We start from the raw sequence: 15,825 nt of genomic DNA on the forward strand, positions 1-15,825 counted from the left end.
CCATCGCATGGCCAGAATCGAGGCGGGGAGCCTTGAGGCCACGGCGGCGCTGATCGCCCGGGAGCGCGGGGCGATGATGATCGAAAAGACCATCGCGCGGCTCGATGCTTCTGGCGCTGCGGCGGAGGCCGAAGCGACGCATCAGATCGACAAGAGCGCCTGAGGGCGAGAGCGGGCCAGTTTTGCCCGCGCGACGTTGTCATCCCGGGCGAAGACCCGGGATCCAGTATGCGGCAGCGTGGCGGTTCTGTCTCGGGCACTGAGTGTACTGGGCCCCGGCTCAAGGCCGGGGTGACGGTGGCGGTTTTGGCTGGGGCTCAAGGCCTTGGCGATCTCGCTGGTGGGTGCCGAACGCCTCAGGCTGCTTCGACCGCTCCGCGCAGGGCGCGGACCAGGGCGGGTTCGAGTTTGCCGGCGGCGGACATGTCCTCGAGAATGGCCAGCGCTTCGGGCGGGCTCATGGCGGGCTTGTAGGCGCGGCGTTCGCTGAGCGCACCATAGATGTCGCAGATGGTGACGATGCGGGTGAGATCGCCGATCTGGGAGGCCACGAGGCCATCGGGGTAGCCGCTGCCGTCGAGATATTCGTGGTGGCTGCGGACGGCGGCCAGAATGTCGGTGCTCAGATTGGCGTGGGCCTTGAGGTAGTCGTAACCTTCGAGAGGATGGCGGGCGATCTGGACGAATTCGGCGGGGGTGAGCTTGCCGGGCTTTTCGAGAATGGCGACGGGGATGGTGGCCTTGCCGATGTCGTGGAGGAGGCCGGCGGTGGTGAGTTTCGAGATATCGGCGCTGCTCATGCCCACTTTCTGGGCGAAATTGGTGAGAACGCCAGTGACCAGCAGGCAGTGCTGGTAGGTGCCCTGATGGTGAGCGCGCACGGTGTCGAGCCATTGGCCGAGCCCGTCGGTGCCGACGCTGTCAACGATGGTGTCGCTGGCTTCCGCCACGCTGGCCGAATCAAAGCTGGTGTTGGTTCGCAGCGCTTCAAAGGCGGTGCCCAAAGCCCGTGAGGCGGCCTGCGCCACGGCGGCGCTCGAGCTATCGAGCATTTCCTTAAGGGACTGACGCGCCGTGCTCGAGAGCAGGCGTTCGAGCCCATCGGCGGTCAGCGGCCGTGGTTCGGTGGCGTGGGCGCCTAGCACATTGGCCTGAACGATTTCGACGCGCCGGCCCTCGGCGACCAGGAAATAGCGGGGAATAGTGCGCTCAAGGGCGAGCAGGCTCTTTTTGAGACGGTCTATGTTGGCGGTGTTCGAGAGATCGGCGTCGACCAGGATGGCCGTATAGGGCGAGAGATCGATTTTGCCCAACTCGCCGAGCGGTTCGACCCGAGCGATCGCCGGCCAGCGGGCAGCCGGGGGCGAGGCCTCCAAAGGGCTGTCGGTGATCATCAAAACCGCGTCGCTCGGACTGGTCAAGCTGGTGATCCGCTGTTTCGCCGCCGCGGGTGGCGGCTCCTCCGCGATCAGTATGCGTCCGATCCCTCAATTTTTAGTAAGTAAAATTGCGGGGGGTGTCGCGGTCAGATGTCCAGCAGCGTTTCGATGACATTGTGGCCATCGGGGGTGTCCCAATGGGCGGGGCCCTGCAGCACCGCGAGTTCGCACCCTTCGTCATCGACAAGGATGGTTGCAGGCAGGCCCAGCGTGACCGCCTCGTTGCGCAGGCGTTCGAAGAGCTTGTAGCTGGGATCGGCGAAGAGTTTGAGATTTTGCGCGCCGATCTCCTCGAGAAACAGCGCGGCGGCGGTGGGGCCGTCGGCGCCGATATCGAGGCTGATGGCGACGACTTCGAAATCGTCCCCGCCATATTGCGCTTCGAGCGCATCAAGGAAGGGCATTTCCTCGCGGCAGGGCGCGCACCATGTGGCCCAGAAATTGATGAGCAGCTTCTTGCCGGCGAAATCGGCGAGGGTGACGGGATTGCCGTCCGCATCCTCGAAGGCCAGATCGGAATAATCGCGCCATTGGGACGAGGGCAAAAGGGCGGCGAGCTCGCCGGTTGCGGCATCGTCAATGGCTTGTGCGGCCTCGGCGCGCACGGGGCAGGTTGCGGCGTTGGCGCCGCCATTGCTAAGCCAGACGGCCACGGCTATACCTAGCGCCGCTGCGAAAAGGCCCGTGCCGACGATGATGGGGCGGGGTGATTTTCGCTTTTCGTCCTGATCCATAAACCTTCACTCGCAAATGTATTCAAGTAAGAGGCGCCGATGAGCAATCGCATGTGGGGAGGCCGGTTTTCGTCCGGCCCGGACGCCATCATGGAAGAGATCAACGCCTCTATCGGCTTCGACAAGCGCCTTTACAAGCACGACATCGCCGGATCGATAGCGCATGCGACGATGCTGGAGGCAGCCGGCATTCTGACGCGCGACGATAAGGACGCCATCATCTCGGGTCTAGAGACCGTTCGGGCGGAAATCGAGGCGGGTGCGTTCACCTTCTCGCGAGCGCTCGAAGACATCCACATGAATGTGGAAAGCCGACTAAAGGAGCTGGTGGGCGAGCCGGCGGGGCGGCTGCACACGGCGCGCTCGCGCAACGACCAGGTGGCGACCGATTTCAAGCTCTATGTGCGCGACGGGCTCGACATGCTGGCGGCGCAGGTCGAGACGCTGCAAAAGGTTCTGGTCGAGAAGGCCGAAGCGGAAGCTGGGACCGTCATGCCAGGGTTCACCCATCTGCAGAGCGCCCAGCCGGTGACCTTCGGGCATCACATGCTGGCCTATGTGGAAATGCTCGAGCGCGACAAGGGGCGACTGGTTGATGCGCGGGCGCGTCTGAACGAGAGCCCGCTGGGGGCGGCGGCGCTGGCCGGGACATCGTTTCCGATCGATCGGGAGATGACGGCAGAGGCGCTGGGGTTCGATCGGCCGATGGCCAATTCGCTCGATGCGGTGTCGGATCGCGATTTTATTCTCGAAACGCTTTCGGCGGCGTCGATCTGCGCGATGCACCTGTCGCGGTTGAGCGAGGAGCTGGTGATCTGGTCGTCGGCGCAGTTTGCGTTCGTCAAGCTTTCCGACAAGTTTTCGACCGGGTCCTCGATCATGCCGCAAAAGCGCAATCCGGACGCGGCGGAATTGATCCGGGCCAAGGTGGGGCGGATTTTTGCGGCGTTCACTTCGCTTTTGATGGTGATGAAGGGGCTGCCGCTGGCCTATTCAAAGGACATGCAGGAAGACAAGGAAATCGCGTTCGATGCGCTCGACAATTTCTCGCTGGCGCTGGCGGCGATGACCGGGATGATGGGGGACCTTTCCGTCAATCGCGAAAAGATGGCGGCTGCGGCGGGGGCCGGGTTTTCGACGGCGACGGACCTGGCCGACTGGCTGGTGCGGGCGGCGAACGTTCCGTTCCGCGATGCCCATCACATCACCGGGCGCGCGGTGGCGGCGGCGGAAGCCAAGGGCTGTGGGCTCGAAGGGTTGACCATCGAGGATTTCAAGGAGATCGACGAGCGGATCACCAGCCAGGTGTTCAAGGTGCTTGGGGTTGAAAATTCGGTCAAGTCGCGGACCAGTTTCGGCGGGACGGCGCCGGCCAATGTGACGGCGCAGGTTGCGGGCTGGCGCGAGCGGCTGGGGAACTGACTGGTGCATCATTTTACCTATCGCGGCGGCTGGATGTTTGCCGAGGATGTCGATCTGACGGCGGTGGCCGAGGAGATCGGCACGCCGTTTTATTGCTATTCGCGGGCAACGTTCACCCGCCATATCGATGTGATGCTGGGGGCCTTTGCGGGCACCGACACGCTGGTCGCCTATGCCATGAAGGCCAATTCCAACCAGGCGATGCTGGCGATTGCCGCGCAAAAGGGCATCGGGGCGGATGTGGTGTCGCTCGGCGAGCTCGAGCGGGCGCTGCGGGCGGGGATTCCGGCGGAGAAAATCATCTTTTCGGGCGTGGGCAAGAGCCGGGCCGAGATGCGGCGGGCGCTCGAAGTGGGCATCCTGTGCTTTAACGTCGAATCCGAGCCCGAGCTGGAGCGGCTCAACGCGGTGGCCGCAGAGATGGACAAGTTTGCGCCGGTTTCGGTGCGGATCAATCCCGATGTGGATGCGAAAACCCACGCCAAGATCTCGACCGGGAAATCGGAAAACAAGTTCGGCATCCCCTACGCGCGGGCCGAGGCGGTCTATGAGCGGATCGCGGCGTGCAAGAATTTGAAGGCGGTGGGTGTCGATATGCATATCGGCAGCCAGATCACCGAGCTCGAACCGTTCGACAACGCCTTTAGGCTGCTGGCCGAACTGGTCGGACGGCTGCGGGCGGCGGGGCATGACATCGGCCATGTCGATGTCGGCGGCGGGCTGGGGATTCCCTATCAACAGGACAATACCCCGCCGCCCGATCCGGTGGAATACGCCAAGCTGGTGCGCCGCCATACCGATCCGCTGGGGTGCAAGGTGATCCTTGAGCCGGGCCGTTTGATCGCGGGCAATGCCGGGGTAATGGTGACGCGGGTCGAATATGTCAAAAAGACCGACAAGAAGAGCTTTGTCATCGTCGATGCGGCGATGAACGATCTGATCCGCCCCACGCTTTACGAAGCCCATCACGATATCCTGCCCATGCAGGAAGCGGGGGCTGCGACCATCCGCGCCGATATCGTGGGGCCGGTGTGCGAGACTGGGGATTATCTGGGGATCGACCGGGAGATGGCCGATGTGGCCGAGGGCGATCTTCTGGTGGTGATGAGCGCGGGCGCCTATGGCGCGGTGATGAGCTCGACCTACAACACCCGCCCGCTGATCGCCGAAGTGCTGGTCGATGGGGGGAAATGGCACACGGTGCGGCCACGGCAGACGCTGGATGAATTGATTGGGCTCGATAGTGTGCCCGAATGGGTAAAGGACGAGGCCGGGGCGGCCTAGATACGGGCGTTACAGGGGCGGGCCGGCCAGCAGCCTAAGGGCGCGCCAAATCGCGATGGCCCCTTCGTGCTCGGGGCTATACCGGGGCCGATGCAGCCGGGTGTCAGGGAACCGGGCTGCTGTCGAGCTTTGCCTTTTGCGGCCGGTGCTCGGCTCGTCAGAACGGCCCGAAATAATGCGTCTGCGCCCAAGACAGCATTTTGTCGGCGGTCAGGGGTAAGACCGCAGCAGGGCCTGTCTAAACGTTAAGTTACTGTGCTTATCATGCCGGCTCCTGCCAGAAACTCGGAGCCTCTGATGAAACATATCCTCGCCGCCGCAACCGCTGCACTTCTCGTCTCGTCGCCTGCATTGGCCAATGATCCGCTGCTTGATGAGATGGTAGGGTTCACCGGCCAGATATTTCATCTCGACACCGGCGTGCCTGGAATGGTGATTGCCGCCGTTCGGAACGGCGAGAGTACGGTCTTCGGATTCGGCGAGGTCAGAACCGGCAGCGGCATCGAGCCCGATGGTGAAACCCAGATCGGCATCGGATCGATCACGAAAACCTTCACCGGCCTCGCGCTCGCTCGCCTTGCCGTCAGCGGCGATGTCGCGTTGACCGACCCCGCCGGGCCACTTCTTAGCGTTGTCGAAACGCTCCCCGGATTTGACGGCCAGGAGATCCGGTTGATCGACATGGCCACGCACCGCAGCGGGCTGGCGCGCGAACTTGAACCGCGCGACGGCATTGAGAGGTATAGTGACGCCTCCTTCGCCGCCAATCTCGCGGACGGTCCGCTGCTCTTTGCGCCTGGCGAAGGCATGTTGTATTCGAATGTCGCCTACGACCTTCTTGCGATGGCGCTCGCAAGGGCCTCCGGGATGGACTACGCCGATCTTGTTCAGGAAAAACTCCTCGACCCGATGGAAATGACGTCCACCGGGTATCTTCGACCCCAGGGCGACAACGTCATGACCGGGTATGACTGGAATGGCGTCGAGATGGATCCCGGCGAACCGATCCCCAACCGGTTTGGCGCCTCCTCGCTCTATGCGACGGCCAATGACATGGTGAAATACCTTCACTGGAACCTCGATCGCTTCGATCAGGTCGATGCAGAGACCCGAGCCATAAGCCACGCGGCCTGGGCCATGCGCGACGGTCTGACCCCGGTGGCGGGAATGGATGAGTCCGGACATATGGATGCCATGGGTCTCGGCTGGGTGATCATGATGCCCGAAGGCGACCGACCGCTCATTATCCAAAAGGCCGGTGGCACTGACGGTGTTTTCAGTTACCTCGCGTTTGCGCCGTCGCGCGGCGTCGGTGTCTTCATCTCCATCAACCAGTTCGACTTTTCCGCCGCAACCGCAATGGCCAACGTCGCCAACCAGTTGATTGCCAGACTCGCGCCGCGTTGAGCCTTCCAAAGCGGCGGCAAGTACCGATGGTGCAATCAGCGGGCACGTCCTTTGCGTGACGCGCGGACCAGTTCGGGGAACCGCCGGGCGATGTCGGGCGCAATGGCTCCAGCGCCATGGTGGCGCACCAGGTGTGTGGTCAATCCCTTCATGACGTTGCGCTGGTGGGTGCGCCTTTGGAACGGGCGGGCCGATATCCTGAAAAGATAGGACGTCAGGTTCCGGGCGACCTCCGGTGATATGGCGGCCAGGGCATCCTCTTGAGGGGCGTTCAGGCTGCCGGCATTGGGCGAGGCCATGAACAGGCCGTAGCCGATATTGGCATTGGGATCGAAATCATGGAGTTCGACCGCCAGTTGGTCGACGGCGCCGCGCCTGTCGTCGGCCATCATGGCTACGGACTTGAGGATCAGCAGGTAGATATGGAACTGCGAGCCGGGTTCGGCCATCTCCATGGCTCTGTCGTAAAGCATTGCGGCAGCGTCGATATCGCCCCTGCTCGCGGCAATCTGGGCCTTCATGGAGAACACGGCGGCAAAGGCCGTGCTGTTGCGAAATGCCTCGTCAGTCAGGCGTTCGGCGAGATCGAGATGGCCGCGATCAATAAAGCGCAGCAGCTTGGCGATGGCGAGAAGCTGTTGCGGATGGCCATGGGCGTCCGGCAACGCCCTGAGCGAGAGCGATTCGATCTCGGTTTCCAGTGCGTCCCAGTCGTCGGTGCCAAGCGGAGCATCACCGATCGTTTCCAGGCTCTGAAGCAGCCGGGCATAATGGTTGAGCGCCAACATCAAGGACAGTCTGGGATCGCTCTTGTCGGCCGCATGAGCGTCGCGCAGCCGGGCCGCGTTCTCGCGCCAACTGATCGTATCGTCGGTGAGCATCACGGCTGCATCGTGCAGCCGCAAATGGGCCGGACGATCGGCAGGATCGATCGCGCCCGGCCCGGGCATGGCTTCATGGCGCCATACGCTGTTTGTGATCGTCCTGGCCAGATCGCCAGCCGCCTTGGCAGAGTGTGGGCGTGAAACGGTGCGCCGGAAACTTTCGATGATCTGGCCGGATCGGCCGGCCCGCAGGGCCAGGGCGAGATGCAACCGATCCGCCTCGAAATGCGTGCTGACGTCGAGGGTGAAGTCAAAAGCGCCGGGTGCTTTGGGATCCTGCCGCCAGTCGGACTGGTAAAGCACGGACTTTCGGCAACCGATTGCGGCCTTGATGGCCTCCGTCAGCCGATGGGGGAAACCGAAACTGTCCTGGTCGACCCCGAAGACAGGGCCGACAAGAAGGAACCCCGACAGTGGCTCGGTGTTGGCCGGCTCGGCAATCCAGCAATAGCCCTCGCCATACTGGGTGGCTATGAACCTGGGCTGCTTTGCGCTGTCGCCCAGCCGTCTGCGCAATCGGTTGACCAGATAGTCGACATTGCGTTCCGAAAGCACGCCACCCGCCCGATCTCCGAGGGCCTCGAGCACCTGGGTGCGCGTCACCAGAGCGTGCGGCTGACGCACCAGGCGCAGCAGCAAGGCGCGCTCCTGCCGGGTGAGACGCACGATATCTCCATCATCGCGCCTGGCCGTCAGCATGTCGGGCTGGAAGGCGAGATCGTGATAGCGAACCAAAAAATCCCCCCGGATCGAATTCGTGTCTCTGACCAGCCCTCCGTCCGCCGGGCGGTGTCGGATACGATAGGATGTGAGGCGCAGTCGGCGAAAGGGTTTTCTCCCCTGAGACGAAAAAATCCCAAAAAAAGCAGCGATCGGGCTCAACCAAACAGTGGTGCGAGATTGTCCTGCTAGGTGTGGGACCCAATTCATCCACCGATTCAGGGGGCCAACTTGAAAAGCCGTATTCTCGTCGCATGTATCGTCACCGGATTGCCGTTTGCTGCGCAGGCACAGCAAGCCGATGGAGATTGGCAGGACGCCCTGTCACGCCTCGGTGTGGCGGGGACGTTCGCGGAACTGGGTTATTCTGGCACCGATGAAAGTTCCACCATTCCCTTTGCCGACTCGAGCCGGCAGTTGCAATGGCGTGTCGGGGCCATCGCGCGCTATCTCGATTCGCGCCTCGTGGTCACCCCGAGCCTGACCCTCAGGCATCAATGGGGATCGGGCGCCAATCGCTTCGCAGACATCGACACCTCCGGCACCATCGCCGGCGTGGGCCTGTCGCTGGCCTACGCGCCAACCTACAATCTGCGCTTCCAGGTCGGTGGGACGGTGAGCGGCGGCGAGCAGGAGGCGGTGTTCAACGGCGCCGATTCAAGCCTTACGGGTCTGTTTTCGGCCTCGGCCCATGCCGGGGTCGGCATCGATATCTATCGCGACCTTAGAAGCCGGATAACCATCTCGAACCAGTTGGCCTATCACTATAGCCATGCCGATTATGCCCCGAGCAACAGCGTGGACGAGAGCTATTCGCGCCTCGTCTCCAACACGCTTTCTCTCAGCGGCACTTATCAGGTCAACGCCGATACCAGCCTTAATGCCAGTGTCGGGCTGGTCTCACTTCTCAAGGCGGAAGTGATGTCCGGCGAGGATCCACTGGACACCTCCTATGGACTGGTCTCGGTCGGTGCATCGCATGAAGTGGCCGACGGGTTCACGCTCTATGGCAATATCGGCACCACGATCGCCAACCAGAATTCTACCGATCTTAACGGCAAGCTTGGCTTGCGGATCATGTTTTAAGGGGAGGCTGACATGAACGGAACCAGGATAATGGCCGCCGGCCTTTTGGGAGTCGGGCTCTGCCTGTCCGGAAACGCCATCGCGCAGCAAAGCAATGCCGATGCAGGCGCGGGCCAGAGTATAGGGGACCAGGGCATAGGGGGCGTATCGGCGGGGGCCATAACGTTTGGCGTCATAGCGGCGGCGACCATAGTAACGGATGGCGACAACGAATCTGCGGAGCCCGAGGTGCCAGACATGCCCGACCTGCCGCCCGAGATATTGGAGGCGACCCTGTCCGAACTTCTCGACAGCCCCTACGTTGCCGATCTGGATATGGACCGTGCGGCTATCCCCGCGGCCATTCTGGACGAAAAAATCGCCGACCTGTGGGTCGACCCGACTTTTGTGACCGTGCTTCAGTCGGTCGTTGGCGAGGAGCAGGTCGAGCTGTTGTTCGATACGCTTAACAACGATTCCGGACATCTCGTATCGGACATGCTCGAAACCATCCAGATGCCTTCGGGCACCGGTTCCTGACCGCAGAATCTGACGTCATCGGATCGTTCACAACGCCGAGCGTGCCAGCGGAATAATCTCGGCGGGCTTGCCTGCCAGCGCGTCGTCGACTTTTTCGATCAGCTGGGCGAGCGAGAAGGGTTTGCCCAGGACGTCGTAGATCAGGGCGTCCAGGCCATGGGCGCGTTCGCGCTGGTCGGCAAAGCCGGTCATCAAGAGAATGGTCATGGCGGGGTATTGGGCGCCGATGGCCAGCGCCAAGCCGATGCCGTCCATGACGGGCATTTTTATGTCGGAGACCAGAAGGTCGAAATTGCCATTGTGCTCATTGGCGATTTCGAGGGCGAGGCCGCCGTCGGAGGCGTCGATCACCTCGTGGCCGCTCATTTCGAGGGCGCGGGTCACAAAGGCGCGGACATTGTCGTCGTCTTCGGCCACCAGTATGCGTGCCATGGGGCTCTACCCTTATTCTTTAGCGTTCCGCCGCCGCGCCGTTGGCGCCGTCGACAAAGCTCAGTCTTATGTTTGTCACGCCTTGCGGCGGTCCGATCAGTTGCGCGTCGATGGCCAGCGTATCGCCGGGCAGGACGTTGCGGGTGGCCGGGGTCACCGTCCATTCGTAAACAATGGCGCCAGCGCCATCGAGCAGGCTCACCAGCACCGATGGCACGTAAGTTATGCGATTCGTTATGTTGGAAATCTTAGCGTTGACCACAATGGCGGGGTTTCCATTCTGCGTGGTTCGCAAAGTCTTAATTTCGGTAAAATCAAGTCCGATGACATTTGTTCCCAGGCCCACGAGGCGATAGAGCCCGTCAAGCTGGGGAACGGCCGAAACGATTTCGGTGCGCAGGGTGAAAGCGGCGATCAGTGCCGCGACGATGAATACCACAAGCGCGATGCGGAAAAAGCGCCGGAAGCGGGCGATGGGGTGGGCGGCCAGCATGCCGTTGCGGCGGCGGGCCAGAGCTTCGATGCGGGCCCGATTGCCGGCTGTGTCGATGGAGGGAAGCGGGTGGTGGGCAGCTGTTTCCGGCCGGGGTTCGGTGGGTCTTTCATCGTCAGGGGCAGGGGTGCCGGGGGCTGCCTGGGCGCGCAGGAAGGAGGCGTCGAGCAGCTCCTCGTCGGCCGCGGAAAACAACGTGTCGGCATCGGCGCGAAAGATCAGCTCGTCGTCGGAGGGTTCGGGATCGGGGCGCGGGACAGAGGGGTTGGGAAAGCTCGGCGTTGCATACCAGAGTTCGGAACACGCGGCGCACTGGACCTGCCGGCCGGTTGCGCTGAGCGCATCGGAGCCGAGCTTGTAGCGCGTCTGGCAATTGGGGCAGGTGATGATCACGCGCGAGGGACCGAACGGGTTGAGCGAAAAATCTTTGCCCCGACCCTAAGGGCGCCGGGTTAAAACTCTTGAAACGCCGCCATGATGGGGCCATTGGGGGGTGATGGCTGGTAGGATAGTGTCCAGCCAGATGATTCGCGGAGAAAAGCGGTTTGATCGCGTTCGAAAATGTGGGCCTTCGATACGGACACGGGCCGGAAATCCTCAAAGATCTGACCTTTGCGATCTCGCCGGGCTCGTTTCATTTTCTGACCGGGCCGTCGGGATCGGGCAAGACCTCGCTTTTGCGGCTGTTGCTGCTCTCGCTCAAGCCGACGCGGGGGTCGGTTTCGATGTTCGGGGAAGACGTTTCCGCGCTCGACCGCGACAGGCTGTTGCAGATGCGGCGCCATATCGGGATCGTTTTTCAGGAATTTCGGCTGCTCGATCATCTGACGACATTTGAAAATGTCGCCCTGCCGCTGCGCGTGCGCGGGCAGGCGGAAGCGAGCTATCGCGGCAATGTTGAAGAACTGCTCGACTGGGTGGGGCTGGGCGACCGGATGGACGCGCATCCGGCGGTGCTTTCGGGCGGGGAAAAGCAGCGCGCGGCGATTGCCCGGGCGGTGATCGGCAATCCCGACATCCTTTTGGCGGACGAGCCGACGGGCAATGTGGACCCCGAGCTGTCCGAGCGGCTTTTGCATCTGTTCGAACAGCTCAACAGGATGGGCACGACGATAATCCTGGCGACCCATGAGGTGGCGTTGCTGGACAAATTCGACTATCCGCGCATGTTGCTCACCGAGGGGGAGCTGACCATCCATGAGTGAGGGGTTAAGGCTCAATTTTTCCCGTCCCAACCCGATCGTTCCGGCGCAATCGGTGGCGGGTCGCACGCTGATGCTTTTGATCGGCATCATGACGTTTTTGTCCTGCGTAACGTTCGGCGGCGTGCTGCTGGTGCAGAAATCGGCGCTGGGCTGGTCGGCCGAAGTGGGGCGCGAGCTGACCATTCAGGTGCGCCCGCTCGATGGGGAAGTGATCGAGTCCAACCTGCGGCTGGCCGTCTCGCTCTCGGAAGCGGTGCCGGGTGTGGCGAGCGCGCGGGTGGTATCGATCGAGGAAAGCGAAGAGCTGCTGGCGCCCTGGCTGGGCGAAGGGCTGGACCTGTCCGATCTCGCCGTTCCGCGGCTGGTGATCGTGCAATTGGCCGATCCCAATGCGGCCGATATATCGCGGCTTGAAAGCGAGATTGCGGCCATTCCCGGGGCGACACTGGAAACCCATGCCGCCTGGCGGGTGCAGCTCAACACGATGGCCGGAACCATCGTTGTATCCGGGATACTGGTTCTGGCGCTGATCCTTGTGGCAACGGCGCTGGCCATCGTCTTCGCGACGCGGGGCACGATGTCGACCAACCGGGAAATCGTCGACGTGCTCCATTTCATCGGAGCGTCCAACAAGTTCATCGCCGGGGAATTTCAGGGGCGTTTCCTGTTGCTCGGGCTCAAGGGCGGACTGGTCGGCGGGCTGGCGGCGATCGTGTTTTTCATCGTGGCGGGCACGGCGATGAGCACTGTGGTGCCCGAGCAATCGAGCGCGCAGTTGGGCGTTCTGTTCGGGCAGTTCGCGCTGGGGATCAGCGGCATATTGGGGATCATCGGCGTAGTGCTGGTGATTGCCGGGCTGACGGCGATCACCTCGCGCTTGACGGTGCGGCGGTTTCTCTCCCAGATATCTTAGTCTCCAAGGCGGGAAACAGCGCCATGATCGTTCAGGCTATCCGCTCGGCGGTGTTCTATCTGTTCTTTTTCGTTCACACGTTCATCCTGGCGATCATTATCGGGCTGATGGCCAGGCTGACGCCGAACCTGAAATCGACGGGATGGAGCCTGGCGCAATACTGGAACGGGGCGAACCTTTTTTTCCTGCGCTGGCTGGTGGGGATCAGGACCGAGGTGACGGGGATGGACAACATCCCCGAAGGCGGGAGCATCATCGGGGCCAAGCACCAGTCGGACTGGGACATCTTTGCCATGCTGCCTCATGTGGGCCGTCCCGCGTTCATCGCCAAAAGAGAACTGCTCGACATTCCGCTGTTTGGCTGGGCGGCGCGGTGGATGGATACGATCTCGGTGGACCGCAAGCGGGGCAAGGATGCGCTGCCGGCCATGACCCAGGAGGCAAGAGAGGCGCTCGATAAGGGCTGCCGCGTCATCATATTCCCCGAGGGCACGCGAAGGGCGCCGCTCGACACGCCGGCCTATCGCTCGGGGATCGTGCGGATGTATCTGGCGATGGACGTTCCGGTGGTGCCGGTGGCGCTGACCTCGGGGCTCTACTGGGGGCGCAACAGCCTGGTCTTGTGGCCCGGGACGGCGCGGGCGAAATTTCTCGAGCCGATCATGCCGGGGCTGTCCGGCGAACAATTTTTGAAAACCCTGATCGCGCGCATCGAGACCGAGACCAATGCCATGGTGCTCGAAGACGCGCGCAAGGGACTGGCCCGGCCCATTTCCCCGCGGCTTCGCGCTCGGATCAATGAACTCGAAGCGCAATCGGGTACCGCATCCTGACCGAACGCAGTTCCGGGCGATTTTGATCATCGAAATGCGATAGATTGTGTCTCGCCGCAATCGGGACACAATATCTTGACATCGTTTGCAGGCAATGGGACGATTTGGGCGTGCATGGGATTGACGTTTCGTTCAATTTGTTCTAACTTTGTTCTCATTGGATCGGTTGGCCCAAAGGGGCTGGCGATCGCCAGATGAATTTTCCGCCTTTTCGGGCGGGACAGCGCAGGCCGTTTTCGAGGGTGGCCATGATCGGATTGGACAGCATTACCGAAACAGGCGGCGGCGAGGCGGCGAGTGTCCTTTGGACGGGACGGTCGGGCCGGCGCTATCTGATGGAGCGCGAGCGGGAGGCCGGGGTCGCCATGGCGCCGAGCCGGCTCTACGCGCTCGAGAACAATGGGGTGATCGGCTGGGCCGGCACGGCCGAGGACCTGATCGGCGATCACCGGGCGCGCGAGAAGTTTCGTCGGCTGAGCGCGGGCGGAGCGAGCATGCTTTCCCTTGTTGCGCCGCGTGATCCGCTGGCGGTGATGACGCTTGTGTGGGACCTCGAAGGCAGCCGCCGGGCGCTGGGGCGGGCGGCGTAACCTTAGAGTCGTTCAGGATTTGATTGACTCAAATCCTTGGCTCTGAACCTTGTTTTGTCGCGTGTCCGAACCGCAAACCGTTTCTATCCCCGATCGCGTCGAGGACATGCTTTTGCTGGACACGCTCTAGGGTCGGGGCAGCGATTGGCCGGCTTTGATGCCGGTGCGGGGGGCAGGGTAGCGCGTCGTCGGGCCCTACCGAACCAGTTCGTAATCGATAAATCCCTGTTCCGAGGGTTTTGCGGTAGGTGTAAAACCCAGCCGGGCCAGAAAGCGTGTGCTCGACTCATTGCCGTGTTCAACGCCGGCAAAAAAGCGCGAAACTGTCGCAAATCGCGTGAATTCGAGCATGGCCTTCAAGGCCCTTGTCGCAATGCCGCGCTGGCGAAGGCGCGGATCAACCACGATGGCAAAGCTGGCGCTGGAGTCGGCATAGACTTCGACGTCCAGCAGGGCGACAGGATTTCCCTCGATCGAGGCGATCAGCCCGTGCCTGTTGGTGTCGGCTTTTGCCAGCAGCAGGGTGTTCTCGGCCCAGTCGCGGCCACCCAACCATCTCCGGGTCACCGGATCGTCGAACCAAGGCGCGATCTGTGGCAGATGGCCTTGGCACAGGTCTTGGAGATCGTGCATCGGGTTTGCCCAAAGCCTGGTTTTGCCGTCGGATCGAACCAAGGAGGCACAGCCTTTTCCGGCTCCGCTCCAGAGTCAATCTTTCACAGAGCCACTCGTTCTGAAAGACGCCTGGATCAAATCCGGTATTGGCTATCGCGGCCCGATCCAAGTCCTTGTTTGCTCGCGCGTTGCGAACTTCAAGACCGCTTCCACTTTTTGCTGGACGCGCTCCATGGGGCCTGACCCTAAGAAATGACTTTCCTGGCCGTCCTGAGGACGTTGAGAATGGGGCCATAGGCCTGGGCATAGCCGAGATAGCTATAGGGCGGCTGGTAGCGCCAGACGGGATAGACCTGCCCGGCGGCGACTGCGGGCAGGAGAGTCCAGGTTGGGATATGATCGAGCTGAGGGATGCCGCCGCGATCGGCTGTCAGGATTATGTCGGCGGGATAGTCGATAATCTGCTCCCAGCTCAAATCCTGCATTCCGCCATCGACAATTTCGATGCCCAATTGGGAGAGGTAAGCCAGATCGGGGAACTCCGGCCCGCTCGACATCGCGAAAACCGAGGTTTCCCCGGGGGCGGCGACGAGGATTTTCAGATCGGGTTTTTGGGCCGCGGTCTGCCGGAGCGCGGCGACAATCTGTTCGAAATCGGCGCGTCCCACCTCGAGCGCTGTGGAGGCGCCCAGAGCGCGGGCGAGTTCGCGATGACGTTCGATTCCGGCCTCGACGGGAAGATCGCCACGCAGCGCGAGTATTGGAGCGATGCTTTCAAGGCGCTCCTGGTCGGCGGTATCGCCACCGATGCCCCACACCACCCCATCGCCGGTAACATGGGTGAGGATGAGGTCGGGCTCGGCTGCGAGGACGGCCTCGAAATTCCAGCCATCCACAGCGCTTTTCAAGACCTTGACCGCGCTCATGTCCACGCCTGCCTGCTCGAGCCCGGGCAGGGCCGCCGGTTCGCGATGGGCGATCAGGCCGATGGGATGGATGCCGTAGGGCCAAAGGGTGGTGAGAACGGGATAGGATGCGGCGATTCTGACCGGGCGGTGCGGCAGGGAAATTTCGATATCCCGGTCATCGACAAACCGCCATCCATCATTCTGGGCTGTGGCTGGAATCGGGGTGAGCGCGGATGCAAGCAGCAGACCTGTGGAACCGGACAGGAAGGTGCGGCGATCAAACGGTGTCATGGGGCTGCTCCCAGCATTAATCTCATGCCAGTAAAATTATATGATCATTA

17 protein-coding genes are annotated in these 15,825 nt (G+C 62.2%); 10 read left to right on the forward strand and 7 right to left on the reverse strand.

Annotation, left to right across the window (positions count from 1 at the left end):
* Positions 1-7: 7 nt before the first annotated feature.
* Entirely contained in the window at positions 8-163 is a 156-nt protein-coding gene (locus V6617_RS02900; protein ID WP_338608977.1) for a hypothetical protein, read from the forward strand.
* Positions 164-356: 193 nt separating this feature from the next.
* Here the strand turns inward: V6617_RS02900 and V6617_RS02905 are convergent, their stop codons facing one another.
* Entirely contained in the window at positions 357-1,421 is a 1,065-nt protein-coding gene (locus V6617_RS02905; RefSeq protein WP_338608978.1) for an HD-GYP domain-containing protein, read from the reverse strand.
* A gap of 104 nt (positions 1,422-1,525) precedes the next feature.
* The gene (locus tag V6617_RS02910; protein ID WP_338608979.1) at positions 1,526-2,173 is read right to left on the reverse strand and encodes a redoxin family protein; all 648 of its coding nucleotides are present in this window, start codon (positions 2,171-2,173) and stop codon (positions 1,526-1,528) included.
* Between the two features lie 39 nt (positions 2,174-2,212).
* Here V6617_RS02910 and argH point away from each other — a divergent pair, with 39 nt between their 5' ends.
* From argH to ampH, 3 genes are all read left to right on the forward strand, one after another.
* Entirely contained in the window at positions 2,213-3,595 is a 1,383-nt protein-coding gene (gene argH / locus V6617_RS02915) for an argininosuccinate lyase (RefSeq protein ID WP_338608980.1), read from the forward strand.
* Positions 3,596-3,598: 3 nt separating this feature from the next.
* On the forward strand, positions 3,599-4,879 hold the full coding sequence (gene lysA / locus V6617_RS02920; RefSeq protein ID WP_338608981.1) for a diaminopimelate decarboxylase: 1,281 nt from the start codon (positions 3,599-3,601) through the stop codon (positions 4,877-4,879).
* 297 nt (positions 4,880-5,176) lie between these two features.
* A complete protein-coding gene (ampH, locus tag V6617_RS02925; RefSeq protein WP_338608982.1) occupies positions 5,177-6,286 on the forward strand; it encodes a D-alanyl-D-alanine-carboxypeptidase/endopeptidase AmpH in 1,110 nt (369 codons plus the stop codon).
* Positions 6,287-6,321: 35 nt separating this feature from the next.
* On the opposite strand, the gene V6617_RS02930 is transcribed toward ampH, so the two are convergent.
* The gene (locus tag V6617_RS02930) at positions 6,322-7,905 is read right to left on the reverse strand and encodes a helix-turn-helix domain-containing protein (protein WP_338608983.1); all 1,584 of its coding nucleotides are present in this window, start codon (positions 7,903-7,905) and stop codon (positions 6,322-6,324) included.
* A 216-nt stretch (positions 7,906-8,121) separates the two neighbouring features.
* On the opposite strand from V6617_RS02930, the gene V6617_RS02935 reads away from it, so the two are divergent.
* Together V6617_RS02935 and V6617_RS02940 are read left to right on the forward strand one after the other, a co-directional pair.
* On the forward strand, positions 8,122-8,976 hold the full coding sequence (locus tag V6617_RS02935) for a hypothetical protein (RefSeq protein ID WP_338608984.1): 855 nt from the start codon (positions 8,122-8,124) through the stop codon (positions 8,974-8,976).
* 12 nt (positions 8,977-8,988) lie between these two features.
* Complete coding sequence (locus tag V6617_RS02940; protein WP_338608985.1) at positions 8,989-9,495, forward strand: hypothetical protein; 507 nt, start codon at positions 8,989-8,991, stop codon at positions 9,493-9,495.
* 27 nt (positions 9,496-9,522) lie between these two features.
* On the opposite strand, the gene V6617_RS02945 is transcribed toward V6617_RS02940, so the two are convergent.
* On the reverse strand, positions 9,523-9,927 hold the full coding sequence (locus V6617_RS02945) for a response regulator (RefSeq protein ID WP_338608986.1): 405 nt from the start codon (positions 9,925-9,927) through the stop codon (positions 9,523-9,525).
* Positions 9,928-9,946: 19 nt separating this feature from the next.
* Entirely contained in the window at positions 9,947-10,813 is an 867-nt protein-coding gene (locus V6617_RS02950) for a zinc-ribbon domain-containing protein (protein ID WP_338608988.1), read from the reverse strand.
* 152 nt (positions 10,814-10,965) lie between these two features.
* Here V6617_RS02950 and ftsE point away from each other — a divergent pair, with 152 nt between their 5' ends.
* The 4 genes from ftsE (at position 10,966) to V6617_RS02970 (ending at position 13,961) form a co-directional block, all read left to right on the forward strand.
* A complete protein-coding gene (gene ftsE / locus V6617_RS02955) occupies positions 10,966-11,625 on the forward strand; it encodes a cell division ATP-binding protein FtsE (protein WP_338608989.1) in 660 nt (219 codons plus the stop codon).
* Positions 11,618-12,538, forward strand: coding sequence for an ABC transporter permease (locus V6617_RS02960; protein WP_338608990.1), 921 nt, complete (start codon positions 11,618-11,620; stop codon positions 12,536-12,538). The genes ftsE and V6617_RS02960 overlap by 8 nt, the downstream gene beginning before the upstream one ends.
* A 23-nt stretch (positions 12,539-12,561) precedes the next feature.
* A complete protein-coding gene (locus V6617_RS02965) occupies positions 12,562-13,371 on the forward strand; it encodes a lysophospholipid acyltransferase family protein (RefSeq protein ID WP_338608991.1) in 810 nt (269 codons plus the stop codon).
* 248 nt (positions 13,372-13,619) lie between these two features.
* The gene (locus V6617_RS02970) at positions 13,620-13,961 is read left to right on the forward strand and encodes a hypothetical protein (protein WP_338608993.1); all 342 of its coding nucleotides are present in this window, start codon (positions 13,620-13,622) and stop codon (positions 13,959-13,961) included.
* Positions 13,962-14,156: 195 nt separating this feature from the next.
* Here V6617_RS02970 and V6617_RS02975 read toward each other — a convergent pair whose 3' ends face one another.
* Together V6617_RS02975 and V6617_RS02980 are read right to left on the reverse strand one after the other, a co-directional pair.
* A complete protein-coding gene (locus tag V6617_RS02975) occupies positions 14,157-14,594 on the reverse strand; it encodes a GNAT family N-acetyltransferase (protein WP_338608994.1) in 438 nt (145 codons plus the stop codon).
* Between the two features lie 227 nt (positions 14,595-14,821).
* On the reverse strand, positions 14,822-15,775 hold the full coding sequence (locus tag V6617_RS02980; RefSeq protein ID WP_338608995.1) for an ABC transporter substrate-binding protein: 954 nt from the start codon (positions 15,773-15,775) through the stop codon (positions 14,822-14,824).
* Between the last annotated feature and the right edge of the window lie 50 nt (positions 15,776-15,825).

The organism is Pelagibacterium nitratireducens (genome assembly GCF_037044555.1).
Lineage (GTDB): Bacteria > Pseudomonadota > Alphaproteobacteria > Rhizobiales > Devosiaceae > Pelagibacterium > Pelagibacterium nitratireducens.

What these genes read in the sequence shown, in the direction of transcription:
- ampH (WP_338608982.1), top strand. Translation starts at nt 5,177, where the DNA reads ATGAAACATATCCTCGCCGCCGCAACCGCTGCACTTCTCGTCTCGTCG.
- V6617_RS02945 (WP_338608986.1), bottom strand. Translation starts at nt 9,927, where the DNA reads ATGGCACGCATACTGGTGGCCGAAGACGACGACAATGTCCGCGCCTTT.
- V6617_RS02970 (WP_338608993.1), top strand. Translation starts at nt 13,620, where the DNA reads ATGATCGGATTGGACAGCATTACCGAAACAGGCGGCGGCGAGGCGGCG.
- V6617_RS02910 (WP_338608979.1), bottom strand. Translation starts at nt 2,173, where the DNA reads ATGGATCAGGACGAAAAGCGAAAATCACCCCGCCCCATCATCGTCGGC.
- V6617_RS02940 (WP_338608985.1), top strand. Translation starts at nt 8,989, where the DNA reads ATGAACGGAACCAGGATAATGGCCGCCGGCCTTTTGGGAGTCGGGCTC.
- V6617_RS02960 (WP_338608990.1), top strand. Translation starts at nt 11,618, where the DNA reads ATGAGTGAGGGGTTAAGGCTCAATTTTTCCCGTCCCAACCCGATCGTT.
- V6617_RS02965 (WP_338608991.1), top strand. Translation starts at nt 12,562, where the DNA reads ATGATCGTTCAGGCTATCCGCTCGGCGGTGTTCTATCTGTTCTTTTTC.
- V6617_RS02900 (WP_338608977.1), top strand. Translation starts at nt 8, where the DNA reads ATGGCCAGAATCGAGGCGGGGAGCCTTGAGGCCACGGCGGCGCTGATC.
- argH (WP_338608980.1), top strand. Translation starts at nt 2,213, where the DNA reads ATGAGCAATCGCATGTGGGGAGGCCGGTTTTCGTCCGGCCCGGACGCC.
- V6617_RS02975 (WP_338608994.1), bottom strand. Translation starts at nt 14,594, where the DNA reads ATGCACGATCTCCAAGACCTGTGCCAAGGCCATCTGCCACAGATCGCG.
- V6617_RS02980 (WP_338608995.1), bottom strand. Translation starts at nt 15,775, where the DNA reads ATGACACCGTTTGATCGCCGCACCTTCCTGTCCGGTTCCACAGGTCTG.